The following is a 22,615-nucleotide window of genomic DNA, read 5'->3' as shown; positions in this document are numbered from 1 at the left end:
GATAGTAAAAACTGCAGAACTTGTGTGATTGCCAATTATTGCACTCAATGTCCTGGTATCGCACTATCTGAAACAGGGAATAGTAGAGATTGTTCTTCGATATGTAAAAAAAGTATTAGTAAGGAGTATCGTATATGCTACCATATCTTAAAACTATTAGATGGTATCTCTTCTTTAATTTTCTTTTTGGTGCAATATCGAATATCTGCACTGCTTTGTTACCGTATTTCACGCAGGCATTAATCAAAGGGGATTATCAAGTAGCTCTATATGGTTACTCTATGTCAGTGGCAGGCTATTTGAGTTGTAACTATATCCAAATGATACTTGATTGGAAGCAGGGGATTATCTTTTCGACTACTTTGAAAAATGAGTGGTTTCGTTCACTTCTGGGACTCAGTCACCACGATTTCAAGCAGAAAACAGTAGCAGAGTATATTTCCTATCAATCTAATGACCTAGATTCGTTGGAAAAGGATTACCTTCCTCCATTGATGAGTTTTATCAAACAAATTTTACGTATCATCATTTACGCTTTCATTATTAGCAGAACAATTAATCCTATTGTATCACTGATTTTAATCTTTTCCACTGGAATTAGTATTCAAATTCCTAAAATCGTTGGGAAGTTGACCGCTAATCGTAGACAGGTTTACTTGAAAAAACAAGGAGATTACTATCGAACTTTGGAGGATTTGCTCATGGGACATCATTTGGTAAATAAACTAACTATGTCGCATTTTTTGAATCAACAAAAGAGTTCTCTAAAGAATTTGCAGGATAAGTATTTTAAGTATGGTTTGACAAAAATTACAGGCATCTTATTGACAGGTGTTTCTTTTGAATTCATTAGTCTTGTTCTGTTTATTTATTTAGCCTACTCTCTATCTCACCAGCAACTCGGTATTCCTGAGGTGGTGGCGAGTTTCGGATATATTAATGCTTTTTCTGAACCAATACAGGAAATCCTTTATGATTTACAAATGTTAGAGTCCGTAAAGCCTGTAATCAAGAGTTTTCAAAACATTGTTGGGAGACCCGTTTCAGTTCAAGCACCTCAACATTCTTTTGATACGATTACTTTGAAAAACATTTCCAAACAACTGGGAGAATCAAAATTGATAATTACTTCCGCTACGATTCAAAAAGGGGATAAAATTGCGCTTATTGGTAAGAATGGTTCTGGAAAAAGTAGTCTTCTCAACATTTTAAATGGAACAGATGAAGATTTTGAAGGACAAATTGTGCTAGATGGGCTTGTTTTGGACCATCTTTGGGGAAGATTCGGTATGATTCTGCAACAAGAACATACATTTATTTCGAGTTATGAAAATAATGTAACACTATTCAATAGTTTCAATGAAAAATTCAGAGAAGAAGATTTTGAAAAAATTCCACCACAATCCCTGTCAGGTGGTCAGCAACAACGAATGTATTTAAATCGTGAGAAAAATCGTAAAAATCCATTGCTTATCCTAGACGAACCTTTCTCTGCCTTGGATACTAATCAGTTTAAAATGGAATTGGAAAGAGTTCTGGAACTACCAAGTGCCGTCATTGTTACTTTACATCGCCAAAACGAATTATTAAGTAAGTTTGACCAAGTTTGGGAAATTAAGAATGGAGAACTTGTAATTTTGAAATAGCTAAATTATAAAGAATAAAACGCATAGTATCAAGGTTCTTCTGATACCGTTTTTCCCTCTTCGGATAAGGAAACAAAAATTTCTTGCTTCCTCTATCTGTTCAATTGATAGATTTCTTCAGAGAAAGGTTGTAAAATTTTTGATATAATATCAAGGATGGACTGATGGATATTTAAAGGATTATTTTCAAAAGAATGACAGGTGAGAATTAAAATATGTAAAATTGAAAAGAAGTCTCTCTGCCACCATCTAAGCAGAAACAAGAGTATATGAAATAAAAGGAGTAACCAATGACTGGAAATTATTCAACACGTGAATATCGTGAGAAATTATATGATGATCTTCATGTTCGATTAAGAGATACAGTGATTTTGATGTGTGCGATTTTTATTGCCTCTATAGGTTTAAATATGAATTCAACAGCTGTCATTATTGGAGCCATGCTGATTTCCCCTCTTATGACATCGATTGTTGGACTCGGATTTGGTTTAGCTATTTTTGATACGCGTTTAATCAAGCAATCTTTAGAGGTTTTATTTACTCAAATATTGGTCAGTTTGCTTGTCTCGACTTTGTATTTCTGGATTTCTCCCTTATCTTATGCAAGTAGCGAGTTGATTGCACGAACCTCTCCAACCATTTGGGATGTTCTCATTGCTATCGCGGGTGGGATAGCAGGTTTCATTGGTTCAAGGAAAAAAGAAGCAAACAATATCGTACCAGGAGTAGCCATTGCAACAGCTCTGATGCCACCTATCTGCACTGCAGGATATGGTTTAGCTAATGGAAATGTACGATTTTTATTTGGGGCTCTTTATCTTTTCTTGATCAACTGTGTCTTTATCATGCTAATCAACATTGTTGGAACAAGAATTTTTATGAGAAAATCTCCCTTAAGTTCATTTAATGAGCTAAACATTAAAATGAAAATTGGGTTGATATCCTTGATTGTATTATTGGTCCTTCCAGCCAGCTATTCAGCAGTCACTCTGACGATGGATCAAGCGCGAAAAGAAGGGATCAAACAGTTTGTAGAAAATGAGTTCGCCAATCATACGGTCATTAATCAAGTCTACAAGTCAAGTAGCAATGAATTAGTCTTGACGGTTGTTGGAGATCCGATTTCAGAAGAAGAATTAGAAACACTCCACCAAAAACAAGCCTCTTACGGTATTCAATCTGTTCAATTGAAAGTGAATCAAGTTCAGAACTCGCCAACATTAGATAGTGAAGCGACCAAGGAATTTTATGAAAACATTGACAAGTATATTGATCAAAAACTCTCTGAAAAAGATTCACAAAACGATCTCGTAAAAGAAAATGAAGCAGACAAGGATTGAGGACAATGAACTGAATCGGTTTTTACGCCGTGTTTTTCTTGTATCTTCCTCTTTCTTACTTATAGCAGGTTGTTTTTGCTTGAATAAGAAATAAATTAGAAGTTCTATCATCTAAGAAAAATGATGAAAAAAATCATTTAACTAATGGTGTGAACGTTTAGTGTTTATCAGCTCCATTCTCTGTAATTTTGGGGGTAAAATCCACACCATTTAGATAAAATTAGTTGAATTTGATTGGAAAAACGCTTTTATAAAAGCGGAGAAAAGTCTTGATATTACGCTGTTTTTAGTCCAACTGAAATTCATACTTTCCAAACCAGGCTTGAAAAAAGCTCGTAAAGCATCACAATTTAGTAAACGTTAAAACTTATTTAAACTTATTGAAAGCATTTCGTATCAAAAATACGGGATGCTTTTTCTGTTCACCCCAAATTTTTGTAACTAGGTGATACTTGAAATTAATACAAATTTGGTTGTTTTTGATAAATCTAAGCAACACTAAATGATGAAGTGAAAGGGGATGAATCTTTGATAGTATTCATTTATTGTGAAATATGATATACTTATTAATTAGATGGATGAATACTTCTAGAGTTAAATATAGCATAATAGGGACAGACTTTTTGGTTTATTTTTGTTTGTAGTCGGATTATGAAAGAATATCCAATATTATGCGATAAGATAGAATGTTACAAAAAAGAAAGGGGATGCAATCCGATGAAGAAAGACAGATTAATTGTATTGACAGATGCTGTTCTAGCAATTATTATGACCATCTTGATTTTAGAGTTAGAAAAACCAACAACACCAAGTCTTGAAGCTTTTTGGGATTTACGGCAAAATTTCTTTGCTTGTTTTCTTTCCTTTTTCTGGTTGGGATCGTTATGGATGGCACTAAACACATTATGGGAAAAGGTTGAGAAAATTTCCTCAGAAATTATTTGGTGGAATTTGTTTCTACTCTTGGAGCGGCAGGAGTTCTCTTTGGAGAATTTCATGCCATCCAAGATACCAGTCTGAATGATGTGGTGGACCGGATCTATATAAATGTCAAGGATTTACCGTTTCAGTCCTTGGGAGCTTTAGCTAATATCCTGTCTGATGTTAAGAAGGGACTGATTCAAGACAGTCATATCTGGTCTTTCTTCCAGTCATTTTTCAAACAATATCAGTTGATAATCAGCTTAAATCAGATCTATCAGTTTGTCTATCTTTCTCTGATGGAGATCATGTCCTATCTTCACTTTGATTATTGGAAAAAACGGCTCGGTCAGGAGCTAGTATGAATAAGGAGAACAAATGAGACGTTTAAAAATGTTATGGCATATTATACAGGTTACGGGTTTTACTCGGTTTGCTCTGAGTTTTGTGACCTTTGTTTTTGGGTCAGGAGGCGTGCTTTTCCTAGTTGAACCTGCTATCACAAATTACGGAGACGGTCTTTGGTATGCTTTTGTGACTTCGACGACTGTCGGCTACGGGGATCTCCTAGCTGTGACCTTGATTGGAAGGATTACCAGTGTCTTCTTGACGATTTATGGGCTCATATTTTTTGGCTGTTTATCAGCTGTTATTATTAATTATTATACCGATTTAAATAAGGAAAGAGGAGAGGACAAATGACTGCCAATTATTCAACACGGGAATACCGTGAGAAATTATATGATGATCTTCATGTTCGATTAAGAGATACAGTGATTTTGATGTGTGCGATTTTTATTGCCTCTATAGGTTTAAATATGAATTCAACAGCTGTCATTATTGGAGCCATGCTGATTTCCCCTCTTATGACATCGATTGTTGGACTCGGATTTGGTTTAGCTATTTTTGATACGCGTTTAATCAAGCAATCTTTAGAGGTTTTATTTACTCAAATATTGGTCAGTTTGCTTGTCTCGACTTTGTATTTCTGGATTTCCCCCTTATCTTATGCAAGTAGCGAGTTGATTGCACGAACCTCTCCAACCATTTGGGATGTTCTCATTGCTATTGCTGGTGGGATAGCAGGTGTAATTGGGTCAAGGAAAAAAGAAGCAAACAATATCGTGCCAGGAGTAGCCATTGCAACAGCTCTGATGCCACCTATCTGTACTGCAGGATATGGTTTAGCTAACGGAAATGTACGATTTTTATTTGGGGCTCTCTATCTTTTCTTGATCAACTGTGTCTTTATCATGCTAGCCAACATTATTGGAACAAGAATTTTGATGAGAAAATCTCCCTTAAGTTCATTTAAAGAGCTAAATATTAAAATGAGAATTGGCTTGATCTCCTTGATTGTATTATTGATTCTTCCAGCTAGTTATTCAGCAGTCACTCTGACGATAGATCAAGCGCGAAAAGAAGGAATCAAACAGTTTGTAGGAAAAGAGTTCGCCAATCATACGGTCATTAATCAAGTCTACAAGTCAAGGAACAATGAATTGGTCTTGACGGTTGTTGGAGATCCGATTTCAGAAGAAGAATTAGAAACGCTCCACCAAAAACAAGCCTCTTACGGTATTCAATCTGTTCAATTGAAAGTCAATCAAGTTCATAATTCGACAAAATTAGACAGTAATACGACCAAGGAATTTTATGAAACCATTAACAAGTATATCGATCAAAAACTCTCTGAAAAGGATTCACAAAAAGATCTCGTAAAAGAAAATGAAGCAGACAAGGATTGAGGATATTGACCTTATCCAACTCATGAAAGCAAATCTTGGGAGGATATCATTTGTTGTTGTTTTACCAATCACTACTAGCTAAGATTAAATAAAATATAAAAAGCAACAGCTGAAATAGTTGTTGCTTTTTAGGTAGCTAGGATTTTATCCCAGGTTTTATCTCTTATTTCTCAACGCGTGATTTGTTGGCGATATCAGCTAGGATAGCTTGAACAAAGTCATCGACTGAGACAGTTTGTGTTTCTTTTTGGCCATAGCGGCGAACGTTGACAGTCCCGTCTTCCATTTCCTTGTCCCCAACAATCAATTGGTAAGGAATCTTACTTGTTTGTGATGCACGGATCTTGAACTGCATTTTTTCATTGCGCTCATCTACGTCTGCACGGACACCGCGGTCACGGAGTTTCTTCGCCACTTCCCAAGCGTAGTCCACGTGTTTTTCGTTAGAAACTGGGATGAGGGTTACTTGGTGTGGTGCAAGCCATGTTGGGAAGGCACCCTTGTAGTTCTCAATCAAGATAGCTGTGAAGCGTTCCATAGTTGAGATAACTCCACGGTGGATCATAACTGGACGGTGCTCTTCGCCATCAGCTCCGATGTATTTAAGGTCGAAGCGTTCTGGAAGCAAGAAGTCAAGCTGGATAGTAGAAAGAGTTTCTTCTTTACCAAGGGCAGTCTTAACTTGAATATCCAATTTTGGTCCGTAGAAGGCTGCTTCACCTTCGGCTTCAAAGTAGTCCACACCCATTTCATCAAGGGCTGCGCGAAGCATGGTTTGGGCATTTTCCCACATCTCATCGTTGTCAAAGTACTTGTGAGTATCTTGAGGGTCACGAAGAGAGAGGCGGAAGCGGTATTCATTCAAGTTGAAGTCTTCATAAACATCGATAATCAACTGAAGAGCACGTTGGAATTCTTCTTGGATTTGTTCTGGAGTTACAAAGAGGTGACCGTCGTTAAGAGACATTTCACGTACACGTTGAAGACCAGTGAGGGCACCAGATTTTTCGTAGCGGTGCATCATACCGATTTCAGCGATACGGATTGGCAACTCACGGTAAGAGTGAACATGGTGTTTGAAGACTTGGATGTGGTGCGGGCAGTTCATTGGACGAAGGACAAATTCTTCCCCGTCCCCCATGTCCATAGTTGGGAACATGTCTTCTTGGTAATGATCCCAGTGACCAGAAGTCTTGTAAAGTTCAACAGAAGCAAGTGGTGGAGTGTAGACGTGTTGGTAGCCTGAAGCTAGCTCTTTGTCTACGATGTAGCGTTCCAATTCACGACGAATAGTCGCACCATTTGGCAACCAGAATGGCAAACCTTGACCAACCTCTTGAGAAATCATGAAGAGATCAAGCTCTTTACCAAGTTTACGGTGGTCACGTTCCTTAGCTTCTTTACGCATTTGAAGGTAGTTTTTCAAGTCTTTCTTGTCAAACCAAGCTGTACCATAGATACGTTGCATCATAGCGTTGTCGCTATTTCCACGCCAGTAAGCACCTGCTACATGGAGAAGGTGGAAGATTTGGATACGGCCTGTTGATGGGACGTGAGGGCCACGGCAGAGGTCTACATACTCACCTTGACGATAGATAGTCAAACCACCTTCGTCTTCAGAGTGTTCTTCAATCAATTCTAATTTGTAAGGGTCGTTCTTGAAGATTTCACGTGCCTCGTTTTTAGTCACTTCTTCACGAATTGATGGGAAGTTTTCTTTGACGATTTTTTGCATTTCTTCTTCGATACGAGGAAGGTCTTCGTTAGAAATTTGACCAGCAGTGTTGTCAGTATCGTAGTAGAAGCCGTCTTCGATGGCTGGACCAACTCCCAAGTGAATGTCTGGGAAAAGGCGACGAGCGGCTTGGGCAAACAAGTGAGCAGCTGAGTGACGCAAGATTGGAAGGGCATCTTCGTGATCAGGTGTCACAATTTCGATGTTTCCATCTTCAGTGATGGCACGAGTAGTGTCGATGAGTTTGCCGTTGAATTTACCAGCCAAGGCTTTTTTAGCTAGGGAATTGCTGATAGATTGGGCAATTTCAAAAGTTGTAACGCCAGATTCGAATTCACGAACAGCGCCATCTGGGAAAGTAATGTTAATCATGATGTTCTCCTTACTTATATTATTGACGAATGTGTTAACCCTATTCTAAAAACAGGGACAGAGGATTGTGAAAGCTAGAAAAACAAAAAGCGACATCCTCGAAAGGACGTCGCAACGTGGTTCCACCTTCATTTATGTTCCTCAAAAAAGAGGGACACCTCTGATTGGCTCTAACGTGGCCACCGTTTTATGTTTTCATAAAAACTCAAGAGTAGTATCAGTTTAGGCTTCCTATGCGTTTCCAGCAACCACGCACTCTCTAGTAGAAAGGAACTAAGTGACTTGTCTCTATGGATTATTATAGCATGATTGTGAGATTTTTCAAGGATTTTGTGAAAGTTTTTTGTTTTTCATTTTTGTAGAATATGCTTGATGCCAATACCGGAAGCCATGCCCACCAGAGCCAAGGTTTCATAGATTAGCAAGTAAATTAGTATAAACTCACCAAAAGTTATGATAGTAAAGCAAAAGAGCAGTCCGTTACCAATTAACCACCAAAGTGAGAAACGGAAACGGTAGCTATAGAGTAACGATACAATCAAGATTACCAGAGGTGTAAAGAAGAGAATATTATTTACGTAGAGACTCTTGAGCAAAAGGGGGTCAGAAATAATTAGTGATAACAACTGATAAAGTGGCCAATAAAAGAAAAATATGACCAGATAGTAGGGGAGATGGGAATAGAATCTAGGCATGACAATTACCTCGTTTAAAAACAGATAACTTAGATCTCTTGCTATAATTATTATAGCATGTTTAAAACAAGAAAGTAAATCTGTTGACAAAGAAGTTAGTTATTGGTAGAATAGGGATTGTCGTAAAGACAAATAACTTCTTCTTGGTTACAGGCATGCCAACCTGTCACTCGGATGAAGCCAAATAAAAAGGAGAAACATCATGGCAATCTCAAAAGAGAAAAAAAATGAAATCATCGCACAATATGCACGTCACGAAGGTGATACAGGTTCAGTAGAGGTTCAAGTTGCTGTCCTTACTTGGGAAATCAACCACCTTAACGAACACATCAAACAACACAAAAAAGACCACGCTACTTACCGTGGATTGATGAAAAAAATCGGTCGCCGTCGTAACTTGCTTGCATACTTGCGTAAAAACGACGTTAACCGTTACCGTGAGTTGATCAACTCTCTAGGACTTCGTCGCTAATTCAAGATACAAAGGCCGTCAAAAGCACAAAGCAAAAATAGGAAAATTGACGAAGAAACTTCAGTTTCTAGGAAATTTTATCTTTTTTGCCAAGTGCTTAGGCCGTGTTCAATTGAGCATATCTTGATAATGAAGCTACTCTAAATTGGGTAGCTTTTTTACTTTTGTCACCTTACCTTGATATGCTCAAGTATAATCTTTGGTTACGGTTCCTAGCACTGTAAGGTAAAATAAACCAGAATGATCTCCCTTCGGGGAGATTTTTTTGTTTCACTGAAAGTTTCGTACATTCTTCTCCTCGCCGTCTAGTCTATAAACGTTTTATCCAGCAAGAATCATGATGCTAAGGGTGTAAGAAATCCGTATGAAAATAGGGAAACGACACCGTGTTCGATGAACACAAGGAGTACCATCTTTTTCACTAGGATTTTAGCCTGAACTCAAATCAGCTCTCTGACTTCAGAGGGCTTTTTTATTGAGGTTTTATCGGTCACAATTTTGGAGACTACAAAAACCTCAAATGGTATCAGCTAATTACACCATAAGGGTGCGCAGCTACTCGGCTTGAAAAGCCTAGTAGCAGTCTGCAAGCCCCTTCGGAGAGCCCACACTTTACGAAGTAAAGTATAGTATGTTATACTTTACATGGAAGTAGTCACCGAATTCCAGTTAGAAATTACTTTGTAACTACGTTTTGAGGAGGAGTAAAATGCTTTCCTATGTTCGACATTACCCACTAGCGATAGCTAAATTAATGTGTCTGTGCTCTCCTAAAATCTGCTGATTTATTACTGACTAATACAGGAGGTTTTTATGGGACAGACAATCATATCTGCTATTGGTGTTTATATTTCCACCAGTATCGATTATTTAATTATTTTATTTATTTTATTTGCACAGCTATCACAGAATAAACAAAAATGGCATATTTATGCGGGGCAATATCTAGGCACAGGCTTACTTGTAGGGGCGAGTTTAGTTGCTGCTTATGTCGTTAATTTCGTGCCTGAAGAATGGATGGTTGGATTGCTTGGTTTAATCCCTATCTATTTAGGGATTCGCTTTGCAATTGTTGGAGAAGGTGAGGAGGAAGAGGAAGAAGAGGAAGAAATTATTGAAAGATTAGAACAAAGCAAGGCAAATCAACTGTTTTGGACAGTTACATTGCTAACAATTGCGTCTGGCGGAGATAATTTAGGTATCTATATACCTTATTTTGCTTCGTTAGATTGGTCACAGACCCTCGTGGCCTTGCTTGTGTTTGTAATCGGCATAATTATCTTATGCGAGATTAGTCGGGTGTTATCCTCTATTCCGTTAATATTCGAGACAATTGAAAAATACGAGCGAATCATTGTGCCCTTAGTATTCATTGTACTTGGACTATACATCATGTATGAAAATGGCACGATAGAGACTTTTCTGATCGTGTAGATTTTTTTGTTTCACTAGGATTTTAGTCCGAGCTCAAATCAGCTCTCTGACTTCAGAGGGCTTTTTATGTTGTCATCTTACCTTGCTATGCTTAAGCATTATCTTTGCTTATGCTTCCTGGCACTGTATGGAAAAATCAACCATAATTTTTCTGATTTTAATTGTATTTTTTCTATAGCTTGTTACACAGTTGAAAATATGGTATACTTTTTCATGAGAATTTTCTAAATTTTTAAGATTCTATCAAAGGAGGTTTGCATGCTTTCCAAATTTTCTGGAAGCCGACAAGACCAGCAATTTGTGTTACTTTTAGTTATTTTGCTAGGTATTTTAGGGATTTCTCTCTTTCTAGCAGTTTCAATGGGATCTGTTGCGATTAATCTAGGAGATACCTATCGGATTGTTTTGAGCAGGTTGGGATTTCCTCTTGAGATAGGAGAGGTTTCCAAGTCTACTCTTGCCATTGTATGGAACATGAGATTCCCTCGAGTATTGTTAGGTCTGATAGTAGGAGCAGGCCTTTCTATGTGTGGTAGCGTGATGCAGTCTACAGTGAACAATCCCATCGCAGAGCCTTATGTCTTAGGAATATCTGCGGGTGCAACTCTAGGAGCAACCTTGAGCATCATTCTTGGTTTAAAAGTGATGATTAGCCTTGGAGCTTTTCTTGGAGCTATTTTGGCAACAATTGCTGTACTCATCATTGCCTCTATGCAGGGCAGGATGACAACATCTAGTCTGATCTTATCAGGAACGGTGGTCAACGCTCTCTTTCTGGCTTTTTCAAACTTTATTATCTCAGTCGGGGCTAATGCGGACAGTGTGATGACCATTAAGTTTTGGACCATGGGTTCGCTCGCTGGGACTTCCTGGGCAGACTTGGTCCTGCCAACTATAGTAGTAGGAATGGTCTTTCTATTTTTCTCTACTCAGTATCGTGTTTTTAATGCGATGATGATGGGAGATGAGGCTGCTTTAACTTTGGGGATTCCCTTACGCTTTTATTGGTATCTTTATGTGACCATGGTAGCTGTGCTGACAGCAGTCTTGGTGGCAACCTGTGGGATTATTGGATTTGTCGGTCTGATTACTCCTCACTTAGCTCGAGGGTTAGTAGGAACGAATTACAAGAGGCTTTTTCCTGTTGCAACCTTGCTAGGTGCCCTCTTTGTCATCTGGGCAGATGTACTCTCTCGTGTCACTATTCCAAATGCTGAGTTGCCTATTGGTATTTTCACAGCCTTAGTAGGTGCTCCCTTCTTTATCTACATTGTTGGAGGTAGGAGAAGGGAGGTGAGGGTCTGATATGGACTTGATTTGTCAGGATATCCACTTTGGACTAGGAGAGAAAAAAATCCTCAAAGGAGTTTCTCTTAAGGTTGAGGGGCATCAATTTCATACGATACTAGGACCAAATGGAAGTGGAAAAACCAGCCTACTTAAACTCCTCTATCGTCAGGAAAAGGCAGACAAAGGCTTGATAAGCCTAGATGGCAAGCCTCTGGAACAATGGACGCTCAAAGAAACAGCCAAGCAAATGGCAGTTGTCACCCAGTTTAATCAATTGCAGTTTGATTGTACAGTTGAGGAAATCGTCTTGCTGGGAAGAACGCCCCATCTCTCTTTTTTACAGAAGGAAAAGGAAAGAGATTATGCCCTCGTTCAAGATGCCCTCGTTAAGGTGGATATGCTCGAGAAGAAAACTCGTCTCTATTCGTCTCTGTCAGGGGGAGAGAAACAGCGAGTTTTGTTAGCCCGCGCCTTGGCGCAAGAACCGACTCTCTTACTCCTAGACGAACCAACCAATCATCTGGATATCAAGTACCAGCTAGACTTGTTAGCCATTGTGAAAAATCTCAATATCAATGTTCTAGCTGTCCTGCATGATATTCAACTTGCTTGTCGCTATTCGGATTATCTCTATCTGATGAAAGAGGGAGAAATCCTTTACCAAGGGACTCCAAAGGAGACCATCACCCCTGAGTCATTGCAAACTGTATACGGAGTTCAAAGTCAGGTGACTTGGACCGATGATCAGCAAGCTATGATTCACTATTTATAAGAATGAAAAGGAAAACAAGATGAAAAAAACACTAAGTATTTTACTGGTAACAGTAGCTACCTTAACCATGGCAGCGTGTGGTAATACTACAGAAAAAGCTTCCACGCAGTCTAGCGCCGAAACAAGTCAAAAGGCAAGCGCAGAGACGACTTATCCACTAACGGTTAAAACCTATGATGCTAAAGGAAATGAAGTCGAACAAGTTTTTGACAAGGTACCTGAAAAAGTTATTACAAACAATCTTTCAACCACTGAAATCTTATTGGAACTAGGTTTGAAAGATAAAATTGCTGGCATGCTCAATCCAGACAATGCTGTGACGGACAAATACAAGGACGCGATTGCGACGATTCCTCAAATTGGGGATAAAAAAACAGTCTCACAAGAGACAGTCCTTTCTTATGAGCCAGACGCTGTGATGGGTCGAAACATGATGTTTTCTGAAAAATCCTTGGGAACAGTTAGCGCTTGGAATGAAAACAAAATCCCAGTCTATACGCAAAAAGCTTCTCTCTCAACGATTCAGCAAGATTTGGGGAATATCGTAGAAGATGTCAAAAATCTTGGAATAATTTTTAATGTTCAGGACAAGGCTAATGAATACGCAGCCCAATTACAAACTAAAATTGATGCTGTTAAGAAAGCAAATCCAGCAAGTCAAGGTGAAAAGAAAAAGGCTTTGATTATGGTTGCGTATAATGATGAAACCTTCGGTGCCTACAAGTCTGCTTTGCAAGAAAGTTTGCTGAACCAACTTGGTTATACAAACGTTGCTACGGGGACATCAGGTTTGACCTTGGAAAACCTCGTGTCAATGGATCCTGAATTGATTATCTATGTAACCAGCGACCGCAATAAAAAATTGGATGAAAAAGCAGTAGAGTTGATGAAGGCAAATGCTGTTTTGGAAAGCGTTCCTGCTATTAAGAATCAAAAAATCATGACCATCTCTTACGATGAATTGATGGACTATGGTCCAGCAGTGATTGATTCCCTTGAGAAAATCAATGACTTTATCAATAAATAATAAGTTTGATTGGGAAGGAATTCAAGTCAAAATCAGCCTTCCTTCTAACTACGACCCCAATCAAACCTATCCGGCTATTTTATTGAATGATGGAAACTTGGATTTCCTATCTTCCCTTTCCGAATCTGTGATTTTAGTGGGCTTGACCTCTAAAAATCGCTTAGACGATTACACTCCCTGGAAGGCATCTGCTCTGAGAGATGGGGCTCCAGATTTTGGAGGTCAGGCCAAGGTCTATCATGATCATTTGTTTGGAGGTCTTTTAGACAAGTTGCAGTCGCTTTATCGTCTGGACGAAACTCGCCTTGCTTATGGAGGTTACTCACTAGGTGGTTTGGCGGCAGTTTACAGTCTTTTCAGCTTTGACAAGGTTTCCTGTGTTTTCTCTATCTGCGGTTCTTTTTGGTATCCTGATTTTGTGGCTTACTGCAAGAAAGAGACAGTGAAAAATCTAGATTGTTTGCTGTATTTACAAAATGGTCAAACAGAAGGAGCCTATCATACTAATCGCTTGGCTCAAGCACCAGCTTATGCTGAACAGATCCATACCGATCTTCAAAAACGCTATCCGAAAGGTCAGTTTGTCTTTGATCCTTATGGGCACCATGAACAAGTGGCTGAGCGATTTCTAGCCTTTTCCGGCTGGTTGGCACAAAAATGGAAAATCAAATAAAAGAATTATCCCTTGGCTTTTGCCAAGGGATTGTTGTATTTTTTAACCAAGAGCCTCTCTTTTCTTATCTGGATTCCAGACGAAGCTTGCGATAAAGCTAAAGATGATGGTTAAGATAGCAAGGATAATGGCAAGGATGAGGGCAGGGATGCGGATAAACCACCAGAGTGGGTTCGGTTTTTTATCGTTGTGCCATTGTTTCGTTTCTTGGTCCAGACGTTGGAATTCTGTTTGGATACGGTCTGCAACCATTTCGATTCCTTCATCATTCATTTTCTTGATGTCTGAAATATCGATTGGATTTCCAAAGTTCATGTCGACACGTTCACGGCTAACCAAGCCCTTCAAAGTCATGGGACCTGTGTAGGTAACTGGCATGATACGAACCTTGGCCATTTTGGCAATCAGGGCTACGCCACCCTTAACATCGTTTGAGTGACGGCTTCCACTTGGAAACATGATGAGAGAGCGGTCACTTTTTTTTAGGACATTGATAGGATATTTTATGGCAGAGGCGCTAGGATTTTCACGGTCGATAGGAAAGGCACCACACATACGAATCCACCAACCAAAAATACGGTTAGTAAAGAGTTCTTTTTTGGCCATAAAGATGAACTGTTTTGGCTTAGTCGCAAAGGCCATATAAACTGGATCCCACCAGGTGCGGTGAGGCGCAACCAGGATATAATTTTCATCTTGATTAGGAATTTTATCGGTATTATGGTAGTGGGCATTGCCATTGATGGACCATAGTAGCAATACAACCAATCCACGTAAATAAGTATAAAACATGCGATCTCCTTCGATTCTTTTCTTGTTAATATTATACCTTATCAAAGGAGGGCTGGCAAACTTTTTCCCTTGACTAGGTGCATATTTGGGATGAGATTAGAATTCTTTTAGAAAAAATGATATGATATAATTTATGGATAAAAATAAGATTATGGGATTAACCCAAATAGAAGTCAAGGAAAGACAGGCTAAGGGCTTGGTCAATGATTTTACCGCATCGGCTAGTACCAGCACTTGGCAAATCGTTAAACGAAATGTCTTTACTCTTTTTAATGCTTTGAACTTTGCTATTGTTTTGGCACTAGCCTTTGTGCAGGCTTGGAGCAATCTGGTCTTCTTTGCTGTTATCTGCTTTAACACCTTTTCTGGTATTGTGACCGAGCTGCGGGCTAAACACATGGTAGATAAGCTCAATCTCATGACCAAGGAAAAGGTCAAAACCATTCGTGATGGACAGGAAGTTGCCCTCAATCCTGAAGAATTGGTGCTAGGAGACGTCATTCGTTTGTCTGCTGGGGAGCAGATTCCCAGTGATGCCTTGGTTCTGGAAGGATTTGCGGAAGTCAATGAAGCCATGTTGACGGGGGAAAGTGATTTGGTGCAAAAGGAAGTTGACGCCTTGCTTTTGTCAGGAAGCTTCCTAGCAAGTGGGTCAGTTTTGGCTCAAGTCCACCATGTCGGTGCTGACAACTATGCTGCCAAACTCATGCTGGAAGCCAAGACCGTTAAACCTATTAACTCCCGTATCATGAAATCGCTGGATAGGTTAGCAGGTTTTACTGGGAAGATTATCATTCCTTTTGGTCTGGCTCTCTTGCTAGAAGCCTTGCTTTTAAAAGGTTTGCCTCTTAAGTCGTCCGTTGTAAATTCGTCGACAGCCCTACTGGGAATGTTGCCTAAGGGAATTGCCCTTTTGACCATTACTTCGCTCTTGACTGCAGTGATTAAGTTGGGCTTGAAAAAGGTCTTGGTGCAGGAGATGTACTCTGTTGAGACCCTGGCGCGCGTGGATATGCTCTGTCTGGACAAGACGGGCACCATCACCCAAGGAAAAATGCAGGTGGAGGCTGTTCTTCCGCTGATGGAAGATTATGATGAAGAGGCTATTGCCAGCATCCTGACTAGTTACATGGCTCATAGTGAAGATAAAAATCCAACAGCCCAAGCTATTCGAAAGCGTTTTGTGGGAGAAGTTTCTTATCCTATGCTTTCCAATCTTCCTTTCTCAAGCGATCGCAAGTGGGGAGCTATGGAATTGGAAGGTTTGGGGACAGTTTTCTTAGGTGCGCCTGAGATGTTGCTGGACTCTGAAGCCCCAGAAGCCAGGGAGGCCTTGGAGAGAGGGTCACGTGTCTTGGTCTTAGCTCTCAGTCAGGAGAAATTAGACCATCACAAACCACAGAAACCATCTGATATTCAGGCTCTAGCCTTGCTAGAAATCTTGGACCCGATACGAGAAGGAGCAGCTGAGACGCTGGACTATCTTCGTTCTCAAGAAGTGGGACTCAAAATCATTTCTGGGGACAATCCAGTTACGGTATCCAGCATTGCCCAGAAGGCTGGTTTTGCAGACTATGACAGTTATGTAGATTGCTCAAAAATTACGGATGAGGAATTGATTACTATGGCTGAGGAGACAGCTATTTTCGGACGTGTTTCCCCTCATCAAAAGAAACTCATCATCCAAACACTGAAAAAAGCGGGGCATACAACAGCTATGACAGGGGATGGAGTTAATGATATCCTGGCCCTTCGTGAGGCGGATTGTTCTATCGTGATGGCTGAGGGAGATCCAGCGACTCGTCAGATTGCCAATCTGGTTCTCTTGAACTCTGACTTTAATGATGTTCCTGAGATTCTTTTTGAAGGTCGTCGTGTGGTTAATAATATTGCCCACATTGCACCGATTTTCTTGATAAAGACCATCTACTCATTCTTGCTCGCAGTTATCTGTATCGCCAGTGCTTTACTAGGTCGGTCTGAGTGGATCTTGATTTTCCCCTTCATTCCGATCCAGATTACCATGATTGACCAGTTCGTGGAAGGGTTCCCACCATTCGTTCTGACTTTTGAGCGAAATATCAAACCTGTTGAGCCAAACTTCCTCAGAAGATCCATGCTTCGTGCTCTACCAAGTGCTCTCATGGTTGTGTTCAGCGTTCTTTTTGTGAAAATATTTGGAAGTAGCCAAGGTTGGTCTGAGTTAGAAATTTCAACTCTACTCTATTATCTCTTGGGGTCAATTGGTTTCTTATCTGTATTTAGAGCCTGCATGCCATTTACCCTATGGCGTGTCCTCCTGATTGTTTGGTCAGTAGGAGGCTTCCTAGCCACAGCTCTCTTCCCAAGAATTCAAAAACTGCTTGAAATTTCAACCTTAACAGGACAAACATTACCTGTTTATGGTGTCATGATGTTGGTCTTTACCGTGATTTTCATCCTGACTAGTCGCTATCAAGCCAGAAAATAAAGAAAGGCTGCAATCTGTGGATTGCGGTCTTTTTAGGTACAAGATTGCCAGCTGAAATGTGGTATAATAAGAGGTAATAGAGTTTTGGAAAGTGAGAGAAAATGATTTCAAAGAGATTAGAATTAGTGGCTTCCTTTGTGCCACAGGGAGCTATTTTACTAGATGTGGGAAGTGACCATGCTTATCTGCCTATCGACTTGGTCGAAAGAGGAAAAATCGAAAGTGCCATTGCAGGTGAGGTGGTGGAAGGTCCCTACCAATCTGCAGTCAAAAATGTTGAGGCTCACAGCCTAAAGGAGAAAATCCAGGTTCGTTTAGCCAATGGCTTGGCAGCCTTTGAAGAGTCAGACCAAGTGTCTGTCATTACCATTGCTGGTATGGGTGGTCGTTTGATTGCTAGGATTTTAGAAGAAGGCTTGGACAAGTTAGCTAATGTAGAACGATTGATCCTTCAGCCCAATAATCGTGAAGACGACTTGCGTATCTGGCTACAAGAGAACGGATTTCAGATTGTAGCTGAAAGCATCTTAGAAGAAGCTGGCAAGTTTTACGAGATTTTGGTGGTGGAAGCAGGACAAATGAAGCTATCAGCCAGTGATGTTCGCTTTGGACCTTTCTTGTCCAAAGAGATCAGTCCAGTCTTTGTCCAAAAATGGCAAAAAGAAGCTGTTAATCTAGAGTTTGCCCTCGGACAAATCCCAGAAAAAAATCTGGAAGAACGTCAAGTTCTAGTAGATAAAATTCAAGCCATCAAGGAGGTTCTCCATGTTAGCAAGTGAAGTGATTAATGCGTATGAAGCCTTTTGCCCTCAGGAATTTTCCATGGAGGGAGACAGTCGTGGTCTGCAAATTGGTACTTTAGACAAGGATATCCAAAGGGTCATGGTGGCTCTCGATATTCGTGAAGAAACGGTGGTTGAAGCCATTGAAAAGGGTGTAGACTTGATTATTGTCAAGCATGCGCCGATTTTCCGTCCCATCAAGGATTTGGTAGCTAGCCGTCCACAAAATCAGATTTACATTGATTTGATAAAGCATGACATCGCAGTTTATGTCAGCCATACCAATATTGACATCGTTGAAAATGGCCTCAATGATTGGTTCTGTCAGATGCTAGGTATCGAGGAAACGACTTATCTGCAGGAGACAGGTCCTGAACGTGGAATTGGACGTATTGGGAATGTTCAGCCTCAGACATTTGGGGAATTGGCCCAGCATGTCAAGCAAGTCTTTGGTTTAGATAGCCTTCGATTGGTGCATTATCAAGAGAGAGATTTGCAGAAGCCTATTTCAAGAGTGGCCATCTGTGGTGGTAGCGGGCAGTCTTTCTATAAGGATGCTTTGGCAAAGGGGGCAGATGTTTATATCACTGGTGATATTTACTACCACACTGCTCAGGATATGCTGTCTGATGGCTTGCTAGCCTTGGACCCAGGTCACTATATCGAAGTGCTTTTTGTAGAAAAAATTGCAGAGCTTCTTAATCAATGGAAAGAGGAAAAAGGCTGGACTATTGATATCTTACCTAGTCAAGCATCGACCAATCCTTTCCACCATATCTAGTTAGAAGGTGAAGACAATGAAAAAAGTTGCCATTATTGGAGCAGGGATTGTAGGTGCAACAGCTGCCTACTACCTCTCGAAAGAAAGTGATCTAGAAGTAACAGTCTTTGATCATGGACAAGGTCAGGCTACTAAGGCCGCAGCAGGAATTATCAGCCCCTGGTTTTCCAAACGCCGCAATAAGGCCTGGTACAAAATGGCGCGCTTGGGGGCTGACTTTTATGTGGATTTATTAGCAGATTTAGAGAAGTCAGGACAAGAAATCGACTTTTACCAGCGTTCGGGAGTCTTTCTCCTGAAAAAGGATGAAACTAAGTTGGAAGAACTCTATCAACTAGCCCTCCAGCGTAGAGAAGAATCTCCTTTGATAGGGCAATTAGCCATTCTGGACTCAGCATCAGCTAATGAATTATTCCCTGGCTTGCAGGAATTTGATCACCTGCTCTATGCTTCTGGTGGAGCGAGAGTAGATGGCCAACTTTTAGTGACTCGTTTGCTGGAAGCCAGTCACGTCAAGCTGGTCAAAGAAAAAGTGACTCTGATACCTTTAGCATCAGGTTACCAGATTGACGAAGAGGTGTTTGATCAGGTTATTTTGGCGATGGGAGCTTGGTTGGGACATCTGTTAGAGCCTTTAGGTTATGAAGTAGATGTTCGTCCCCAAAAGGGGCAACTCCGAGATTATCAACTTGCCCAAGACATGGAAGCTTACCCTGTTGTTATGCCAGAAGGGGAGTGGGATTTGATTCCTTTTGCAGGTGGGAAATTATCCCTAGGCGCTACCCATGAAAATGATATGGGATTTGATTTGACGGTAGATGAAACCTTACTCCAACAAATGGAGGAGGCAGCCTTGCCTCACTATCCAGTCTTGGCAGTAGCGACTTCAAGAGCTGAGCGTGTGGGAATCCGTGCCTATACCAGTGATTTCTCTCCTTTCTTTGGACAAGTACCTGGCTTATCAGGTGTCTATGCTGCTAGTGGACTAGGTTCCTCAGGCCTCACAACTGGTCCTATCATTGGTTACCATCTAGCTCAACTGATCCAAGACAAGGAGTTGACCTTGGACCCTCTAAACTACCCAATTGAAAACTATGTCAAACGAGTAAAAAGCGAATAATACTCAATGAAAATCAAAGAACAAACTAGGAAACTAGCCACGGGCTGCTCAAAGCACTGCTTTGAGGTTGTGGATAGAACTGATGAAGTCAGCTCAAAACACTGTTTTGAGGTTGTGGATCGAACTGACGAAGTCAGTAACCCTACCTACAGCAAAGCAAGGCTGACGTGGTTTGAAGAGATTTTCGAAGAGTATAAGCATTTTACTTAAATTTTAGCCTCCCCTCTAGGATGGCAAATGACATTCCCTATCAAAAATGGTAAAATAAGAAAAAATAATCCGAGAATCGAGGAAAGAAGATGCAAGAAAAGATTTTGGTAACGGGTGGAGCAGGTTTTATCGGAACCCACACTGTTATTGAGTTAATCCAAGCAGGTCATCAAGTTGTTGTGGTGGATAACCTTGTTAATAGTAACAGAAAAAGTTTAGAAGTTGTTGAGAGAATTACAGGAGTTGAAGTGCCTTTCTATGAGGCAGATATCCGTGATACGGATACTCTCAGAGATATTTTCAAGCAAGAAGAACCAACGGGTGTCATTCACTTTGCTGGTTTGAAGGCTGTGGGGGAATCTACCCGTATCCCTCTTGCCTATTATGACAACAATATCGCAGGAACTGTTAGCCTTTTGAAAGTCATGGAAGAAGCCAACTGTAAAAACATCATTTTCAGTTCTTCTGCGACAGTTTATGGAGATCCTCATACAGTGCCAATCTTGGAAGATTTCCCACTTTCAGTGACCAATCCATACGGTCGCACTAAGCTTATGCTAGAGGAAATTTTAACGGATATTTACAAAGCAGACTCAGAATGGAATGTTGTCTTGCTTCGTTATTTCAATCCAATCGGAGCCCATGAGAGTGGTGATTTGGGAGAAAATCCAAACGGTATTCCAAACAACCTCTTGCCATATGTAACTCAAGTAGCCGTTGGGAAATTAGAGCAAGTGCAAGTGTTTGGAGACGATTACGATACGGAAGACGGAACTGGTGTTCGTGACTATATCCACGTTGTCGATTTGGCTAAAGGTCACGTTGCAGCTTTGAAAAAAATTCAAAAAGGTTCAGGTCTAAACGTTTATAACCTTGGAACAGGTAAAGGCTACTCAGTTCTTGAAATTATCCAAAACATGGAAAAAGCAGTGGGACGTCCCATTCCTTACCGCATTGTGGACCGTCGCCCAGGTGACATCGCAGCCTGCTACTCAGATCCAGCAAAAGCCAAAGCAGAACTCGATTGGGAAGCAGAACTAGATATCACCCAAATGTGTGAAGACGCATGGCGTTGGCAAAGCAAGCATCCAAATGGATTTGAAGACTAAGATGGTGATGTCAATCATTGTCCCCTGTCTAAACGAAGAGGAAGTACTTCCTCTTTTTTATCAGGCTTTGGAAACTTTACTTCCAGATTTGGAAACAGAAATCGAGTATGTCTTTGTCGATGATGGATCAAACGATGGAACCTTGGAACTTTTAAAGGCCTATCGGGAGCAAAATCCGGCAGTACATTATATTTCTTTCTCTCGAAATTTTGGCAAAGAAGCGGCTCTGTATGCAGGTTTGCAATATGCGACAGGAGATCTGGTGGTGGTAATGGATGCAGACCTCCAAGATCCTCCTAGTATGTTGCTTGAGATGAAAGCCTTACTAGATCAGAATGCAGATTTAGACTGTGTAGGAACACGGAGAACTAGTCGGGAGGGAGAACCCTTCTTTCGCAGTTTCTGTGCTGATCTCTTTTATGGCTTCATGAAAAAAATCAGTCCAGTAGCCCTGCCGTCAGGTGTTCGTGATTTTCGCATGATGAGAAGGTCTGTAGTCGATGCCATTTTAAGTTTGACCGAGTCTAATCGTTTTTCTAAAGGAATCTTTGCTTGGGTGGGTTTTAAAACCCACTATCTGGACTATCCAAATGTCGAAAGGCAGGCTGGCAAGACCAGTTGGAGTTTTAGGCACCTCTTTTTCTACTCCATTGAAGGGATTGTTAATTTTTCAGATTTTCCCTTGATTATCGCCTTTGTGGCTGGTCTCCTATCTTGTTTTATTTCTCTGCTTATGACCTTTTTTGTTGTGGTTCGGACTCTCATTTTGGGCAATCCGACATCAGGTTGGACCTCTCTGATGGCTGTTATTCTCTTTCTTGGAGGCATTCAACTCTTGACCATTGGGATTCTCGGCAAATATATTAGTAAGATTTATCTAGAGACTAAAAAAAGACCACTTTATCTCGTCAAAGAAAAAAGTGACCTTCCTGATTTTACAGAAAAAAATAAAGAGAAAAGACTATAATTTTGCATGGAAATATGCTAAACTAGAAGGAGTGGAACGTTCTTGTTGATATTAAAGTTAATCTTTAATCAAGGCACGTGTCGGACAGTTTCTAACAGCTTCTACGACGTCCTGGCTAGGAGAGATTTCTTTTTCTAGTTGGTCAGGGTCATCGTAAAAACGCACGATTCCATTATCGTGGTAATCAAATAAATCAGAATAAGTTTGGCAAAGACCACAGGCAATGCAGCGTTCAGGTATAAGTGTGATTTTCATATTT

21 protein-coding genes and 2 pseudogenes are annotated in these 22,615 nt (G+C 40.4%); 18 read left to right on the top strand and 5 right to left on the bottom strand.

What is annotated here, in order from left to right; genetic code table 11:
- Window positions 1–134: 134 nt before the first annotated feature.
- From ACLNCP_RS06000 to ACLNCP_RS05975, 6 genes are all read left to right on the top strand, one after another.
- Window positions 135–1,646 carry an ATP-binding cassette domain-containing protein gene (locus tag ACLNCP_RS06000; protein ID WP_049500984.1) on the top strand — a complete coding sequence of 504 codons (1,512 nt, stop codon included), beginning with the start codon at window positions 135–137 and terminating at the stop codon, window positions 1,644–1,646.
- 290 nt (window positions 1,647–1,936) lie between these two features.
- Window positions 1,937–2,986 (top strand): DUF389 domain-containing protein, encoded by a 1,050-nt coding sequence (locus ACLNCP_RS05995; protein WP_004255628.1) that lies wholly within the window; start codon window positions 1,937–1,939, stop codon window positions 2,984–2,986.
- A gap of 717 nt (window positions 2,987–3,703) precedes the next feature.
- Window positions 3,704–4,006, top strand: coding sequence for a TMEM175 family protein (locus ACLNCP_RS05990; RefSeq protein WP_004240734.1), 303 nt, complete (start codon window positions 3,704–3,706; stop codon window positions 4,004–4,006).
- A complete protein-coding gene (locus ACLNCP_RS05985; protein WP_000397556.1) occupies window positions 3,931–4,272 on the top strand; it encodes a hypothetical protein in 342 nt (113 codons plus the stop codon). The genes ACLNCP_RS05990 and ACLNCP_RS05985 overlap by 76 nt, the downstream gene beginning before the upstream one ends.
- Window positions 4,273–4,285: 13 nt before the next feature.
- Window positions 4,286–4,609 (top strand): potassium channel family protein, encoded by a 324-nt coding sequence (locus ACLNCP_RS05980; protein ID WP_001253404.1) that lies wholly within the window; start codon window positions 4,286–4,288, stop codon window positions 4,607–4,609.
- The gene (locus ACLNCP_RS05975; protein WP_084928276.1) at window positions 4,606–5,655 is read left to right on the top strand and encodes a DUF389 domain-containing protein; all 1,050 of its coding nucleotides are present in this window, start codon (window positions 4,606–4,608) and stop codon (window positions 5,653–5,655) included. The genes ACLNCP_RS05980 and ACLNCP_RS05975 overlap by 4 nt, the downstream gene beginning before the upstream one ends.
- A gap of 163 nt (window positions 5,656–5,818) precedes the next feature.
- On the opposite strand, the gene thrS is transcribed toward ACLNCP_RS05975, so the two are convergent.
- From thrS to ACLNCP_RS05960, 3 genes and pseudogenes are all read right to left on the bottom strand, one after another.
- Window positions 5,819–7,762, bottom strand: coding sequence for a threonine--tRNA ligase (gene thrS, locus ACLNCP_RS05970; protein ID WP_049502404.1), 1,944 nt, complete (start codon window positions 7,760–7,762; stop codon window positions 5,819–5,821).
- A gap of 40 nt (window positions 7,763–7,802) precedes the next feature.
- Window positions 7,803–7,983: pseudogene (locus tag ACLNCP_RS05965) on the bottom strand (hypothetical protein).
- 100 nt (window positions 7,984–8,083) lie between these two features.
- Window positions 8,084–8,457 (bottom strand): annotated as a pseudogene (locus ACLNCP_RS05960) (hypothetical protein).
- A gap of 202 nt (window positions 8,458–8,659) precedes the next feature.
- Here ACLNCP_RS05960 and rpsO point away from each other — a divergent pair.
- The 6 genes from rpsO (at window position 8,660) to ACLNCP_RS05930 (ending at window position 14,125) form a co-directional block, all read left to right on the top strand.
- The gene (rpsO, locus tag ACLNCP_RS05955; protein WP_001018251.1) at window positions 8,660–8,929 is read left to right on the top strand and encodes a 30S ribosomal protein S15; all 270 of its coding nucleotides are present in this window, start codon (window positions 8,660–8,662) and stop codon (window positions 8,927–8,929) included.
- A gap of 813 nt (window positions 8,930–9,742) precedes the next feature.
- Window positions 9,743–10,363 (top strand): CadD family cadmium resistance transporter, encoded by a 621-nt coding sequence (locus ACLNCP_RS05950; protein WP_060628622.1) that lies wholly within the window; start codon window positions 9,743–9,745, stop codon window positions 10,361–10,363.
- 258 nt (window positions 10,364–10,621) lie between these two features.
- Window positions 10,622–11,668 (top strand): FecCD family ABC transporter permease, encoded by a 1,047-nt coding sequence (locus ACLNCP_RS05945; RefSeq protein WP_424844179.1) that lies wholly within the window; start codon window positions 10,622–10,624, stop codon window positions 11,666–11,668.
- Window position 11,669: 1 nt separating this feature from the next.
- Window positions 11,670–12,425 carry an ABC transporter ATP-binding protein gene (locus ACLNCP_RS05940; RefSeq protein WP_424844178.1) on the top strand — a complete coding sequence of 252 codons (756 nt, stop codon included), beginning with the start codon at window positions 11,670–11,672 and terminating at the stop codon, window positions 12,423–12,425.
- A gap of 19 nt (window positions 12,426–12,444) precedes the next feature.
- Complete coding sequence (locus ACLNCP_RS05935) at window positions 12,445–13,452, top strand: ABC transporter substrate-binding protein (RefSeq protein WP_237447009.1); 1,008 nt, start codon at window positions 12,445–12,447, stop codon at window positions 13,450–13,452.
- Window positions 13,433–14,125 carry an alpha/beta hydrolase-fold protein gene (locus ACLNCP_RS05930; protein ID WP_237447008.1) on the top strand — a complete coding sequence of 231 codons (693 nt, stop codon included), beginning with the start codon at window positions 13,433–13,435 and terminating at the stop codon, window positions 14,123–14,125. The genes ACLNCP_RS05935 and ACLNCP_RS05930 overlap by 20 nt, the downstream gene beginning before the upstream one ends.
- Window positions 14,126–14,167: 42 nt before the next feature.
- Here ACLNCP_RS05930 and ACLNCP_RS05925 read toward each other — a convergent pair whose 3' ends face one another.
- Window positions 14,168–14,917: a lysophospholipid acyltransferase family protein gene (locus ACLNCP_RS05925; RefSeq protein WP_064275970.1), complete on the bottom strand. Its 750-nt coding sequence runs from the start codon at window positions 14,915–14,917 to the stop codon at window positions 14,168–14,170.
- Window positions 14,918–15,050: 133 nt separating this feature from the next.
- On the opposite strand from ACLNCP_RS05925, the gene ACLNCP_RS05920 reads away from it, so the two are divergent.
- The 6 genes from ACLNCP_RS05920 to ACLNCP_RS05895 all read left to right on the top strand — a co-directional run bounded on the left by ACLNCP_RS05920 (window position 15,051) and on the right by ACLNCP_RS05895 (window position 22,356).
- Window positions 15,051–17,387 (top strand): cation-translocating P-type ATPase, encoded by a 2,337-nt coding sequence (locus ACLNCP_RS05920; RefSeq protein ID WP_237447007.1) that lies wholly within the window; start codon window positions 15,051–15,053, stop codon window positions 17,385–17,387.
- A 101-nt stretch (window positions 17,388–17,488) separates the two neighbouring features.
- Window positions 17,489–18,166 (top strand): tRNA (adenine(22)-N(1))-methyltransferase TrmK, encoded by a 678-nt coding sequence (locus ACLNCP_RS05915; RefSeq protein ID WP_261060158.1) that lies wholly within the window; start codon window positions 17,489–17,491, stop codon window positions 18,164–18,166.
- On the top strand, window positions 18,153–18,950 hold the full coding sequence (locus tag ACLNCP_RS05910) for a Nif3-like dinuclear metal center hexameric protein (protein ID WP_049502397.1): 798 nt from the start codon (window positions 18,153–18,155) through the stop codon (window positions 18,948–18,950). Before ACLNCP_RS05915 ends, ACLNCP_RS05910 begins: the two co-directional genes overlap by 14 nt.
- Before the next feature lie 16 nt (window positions 18,951–18,966).
- Window positions 18,967–20,070: an NAD(P)/FAD-dependent oxidoreductase gene (locus tag ACLNCP_RS05905; RefSeq protein ID WP_203213396.1), complete on the top strand. Its 1,104-nt coding sequence runs from the start codon at window positions 18,967–18,969 to the stop codon at window positions 20,068–20,070.
- 299 nt (window positions 20,071–20,369) lie between these two features.
- The gene (gene galE, locus ACLNCP_RS05900) at window positions 20,370–21,389 is read left to right on the top strand and encodes a UDP-glucose 4-epimerase GalE (protein ID WP_261011136.1); all 1,020 of its coding nucleotides are present in this window, start codon (window positions 20,370–20,372) and stop codon (window positions 21,387–21,389) included.
- Between the two features lies 1 nt (window position 21,390).
- Window positions 21,391–22,356, top strand: a complete 966-nt coding sequence (locus ACLNCP_RS05895; protein WP_424844177.1) for a glycosyltransferase family 2 protein — start codon at window positions 21,391–21,393, stop codon at window positions 22,354–22,356.
- A 57-nt stretch (window positions 22,357–22,413) separates the two neighbouring features.
- Here ACLNCP_RS05895 and ACLNCP_RS05890 read toward each other — a convergent pair whose 3' ends face one another.
- A complete protein-coding gene (locus ACLNCP_RS05890; RefSeq protein WP_161683526.1) occupies window positions 22,414–22,611 on the bottom strand; it encodes a ferredoxin in 198 nt (65 codons plus the stop codon).
- Window positions 22,612–22,615: the final 4 nt, after the last annotated feature.

Source organism: Streptococcus sp. CL6.35 (assembly GCF_049737915.1).
Lineage (GTDB): Bacteria > Bacillota > Bacilli > Lactobacillales > Streptococcaceae > Streptococcus.
Note: the sequence above shows the minus strand (reverse complement) of the source record. Positions and strands in the feature narration are given on the sequence as shown.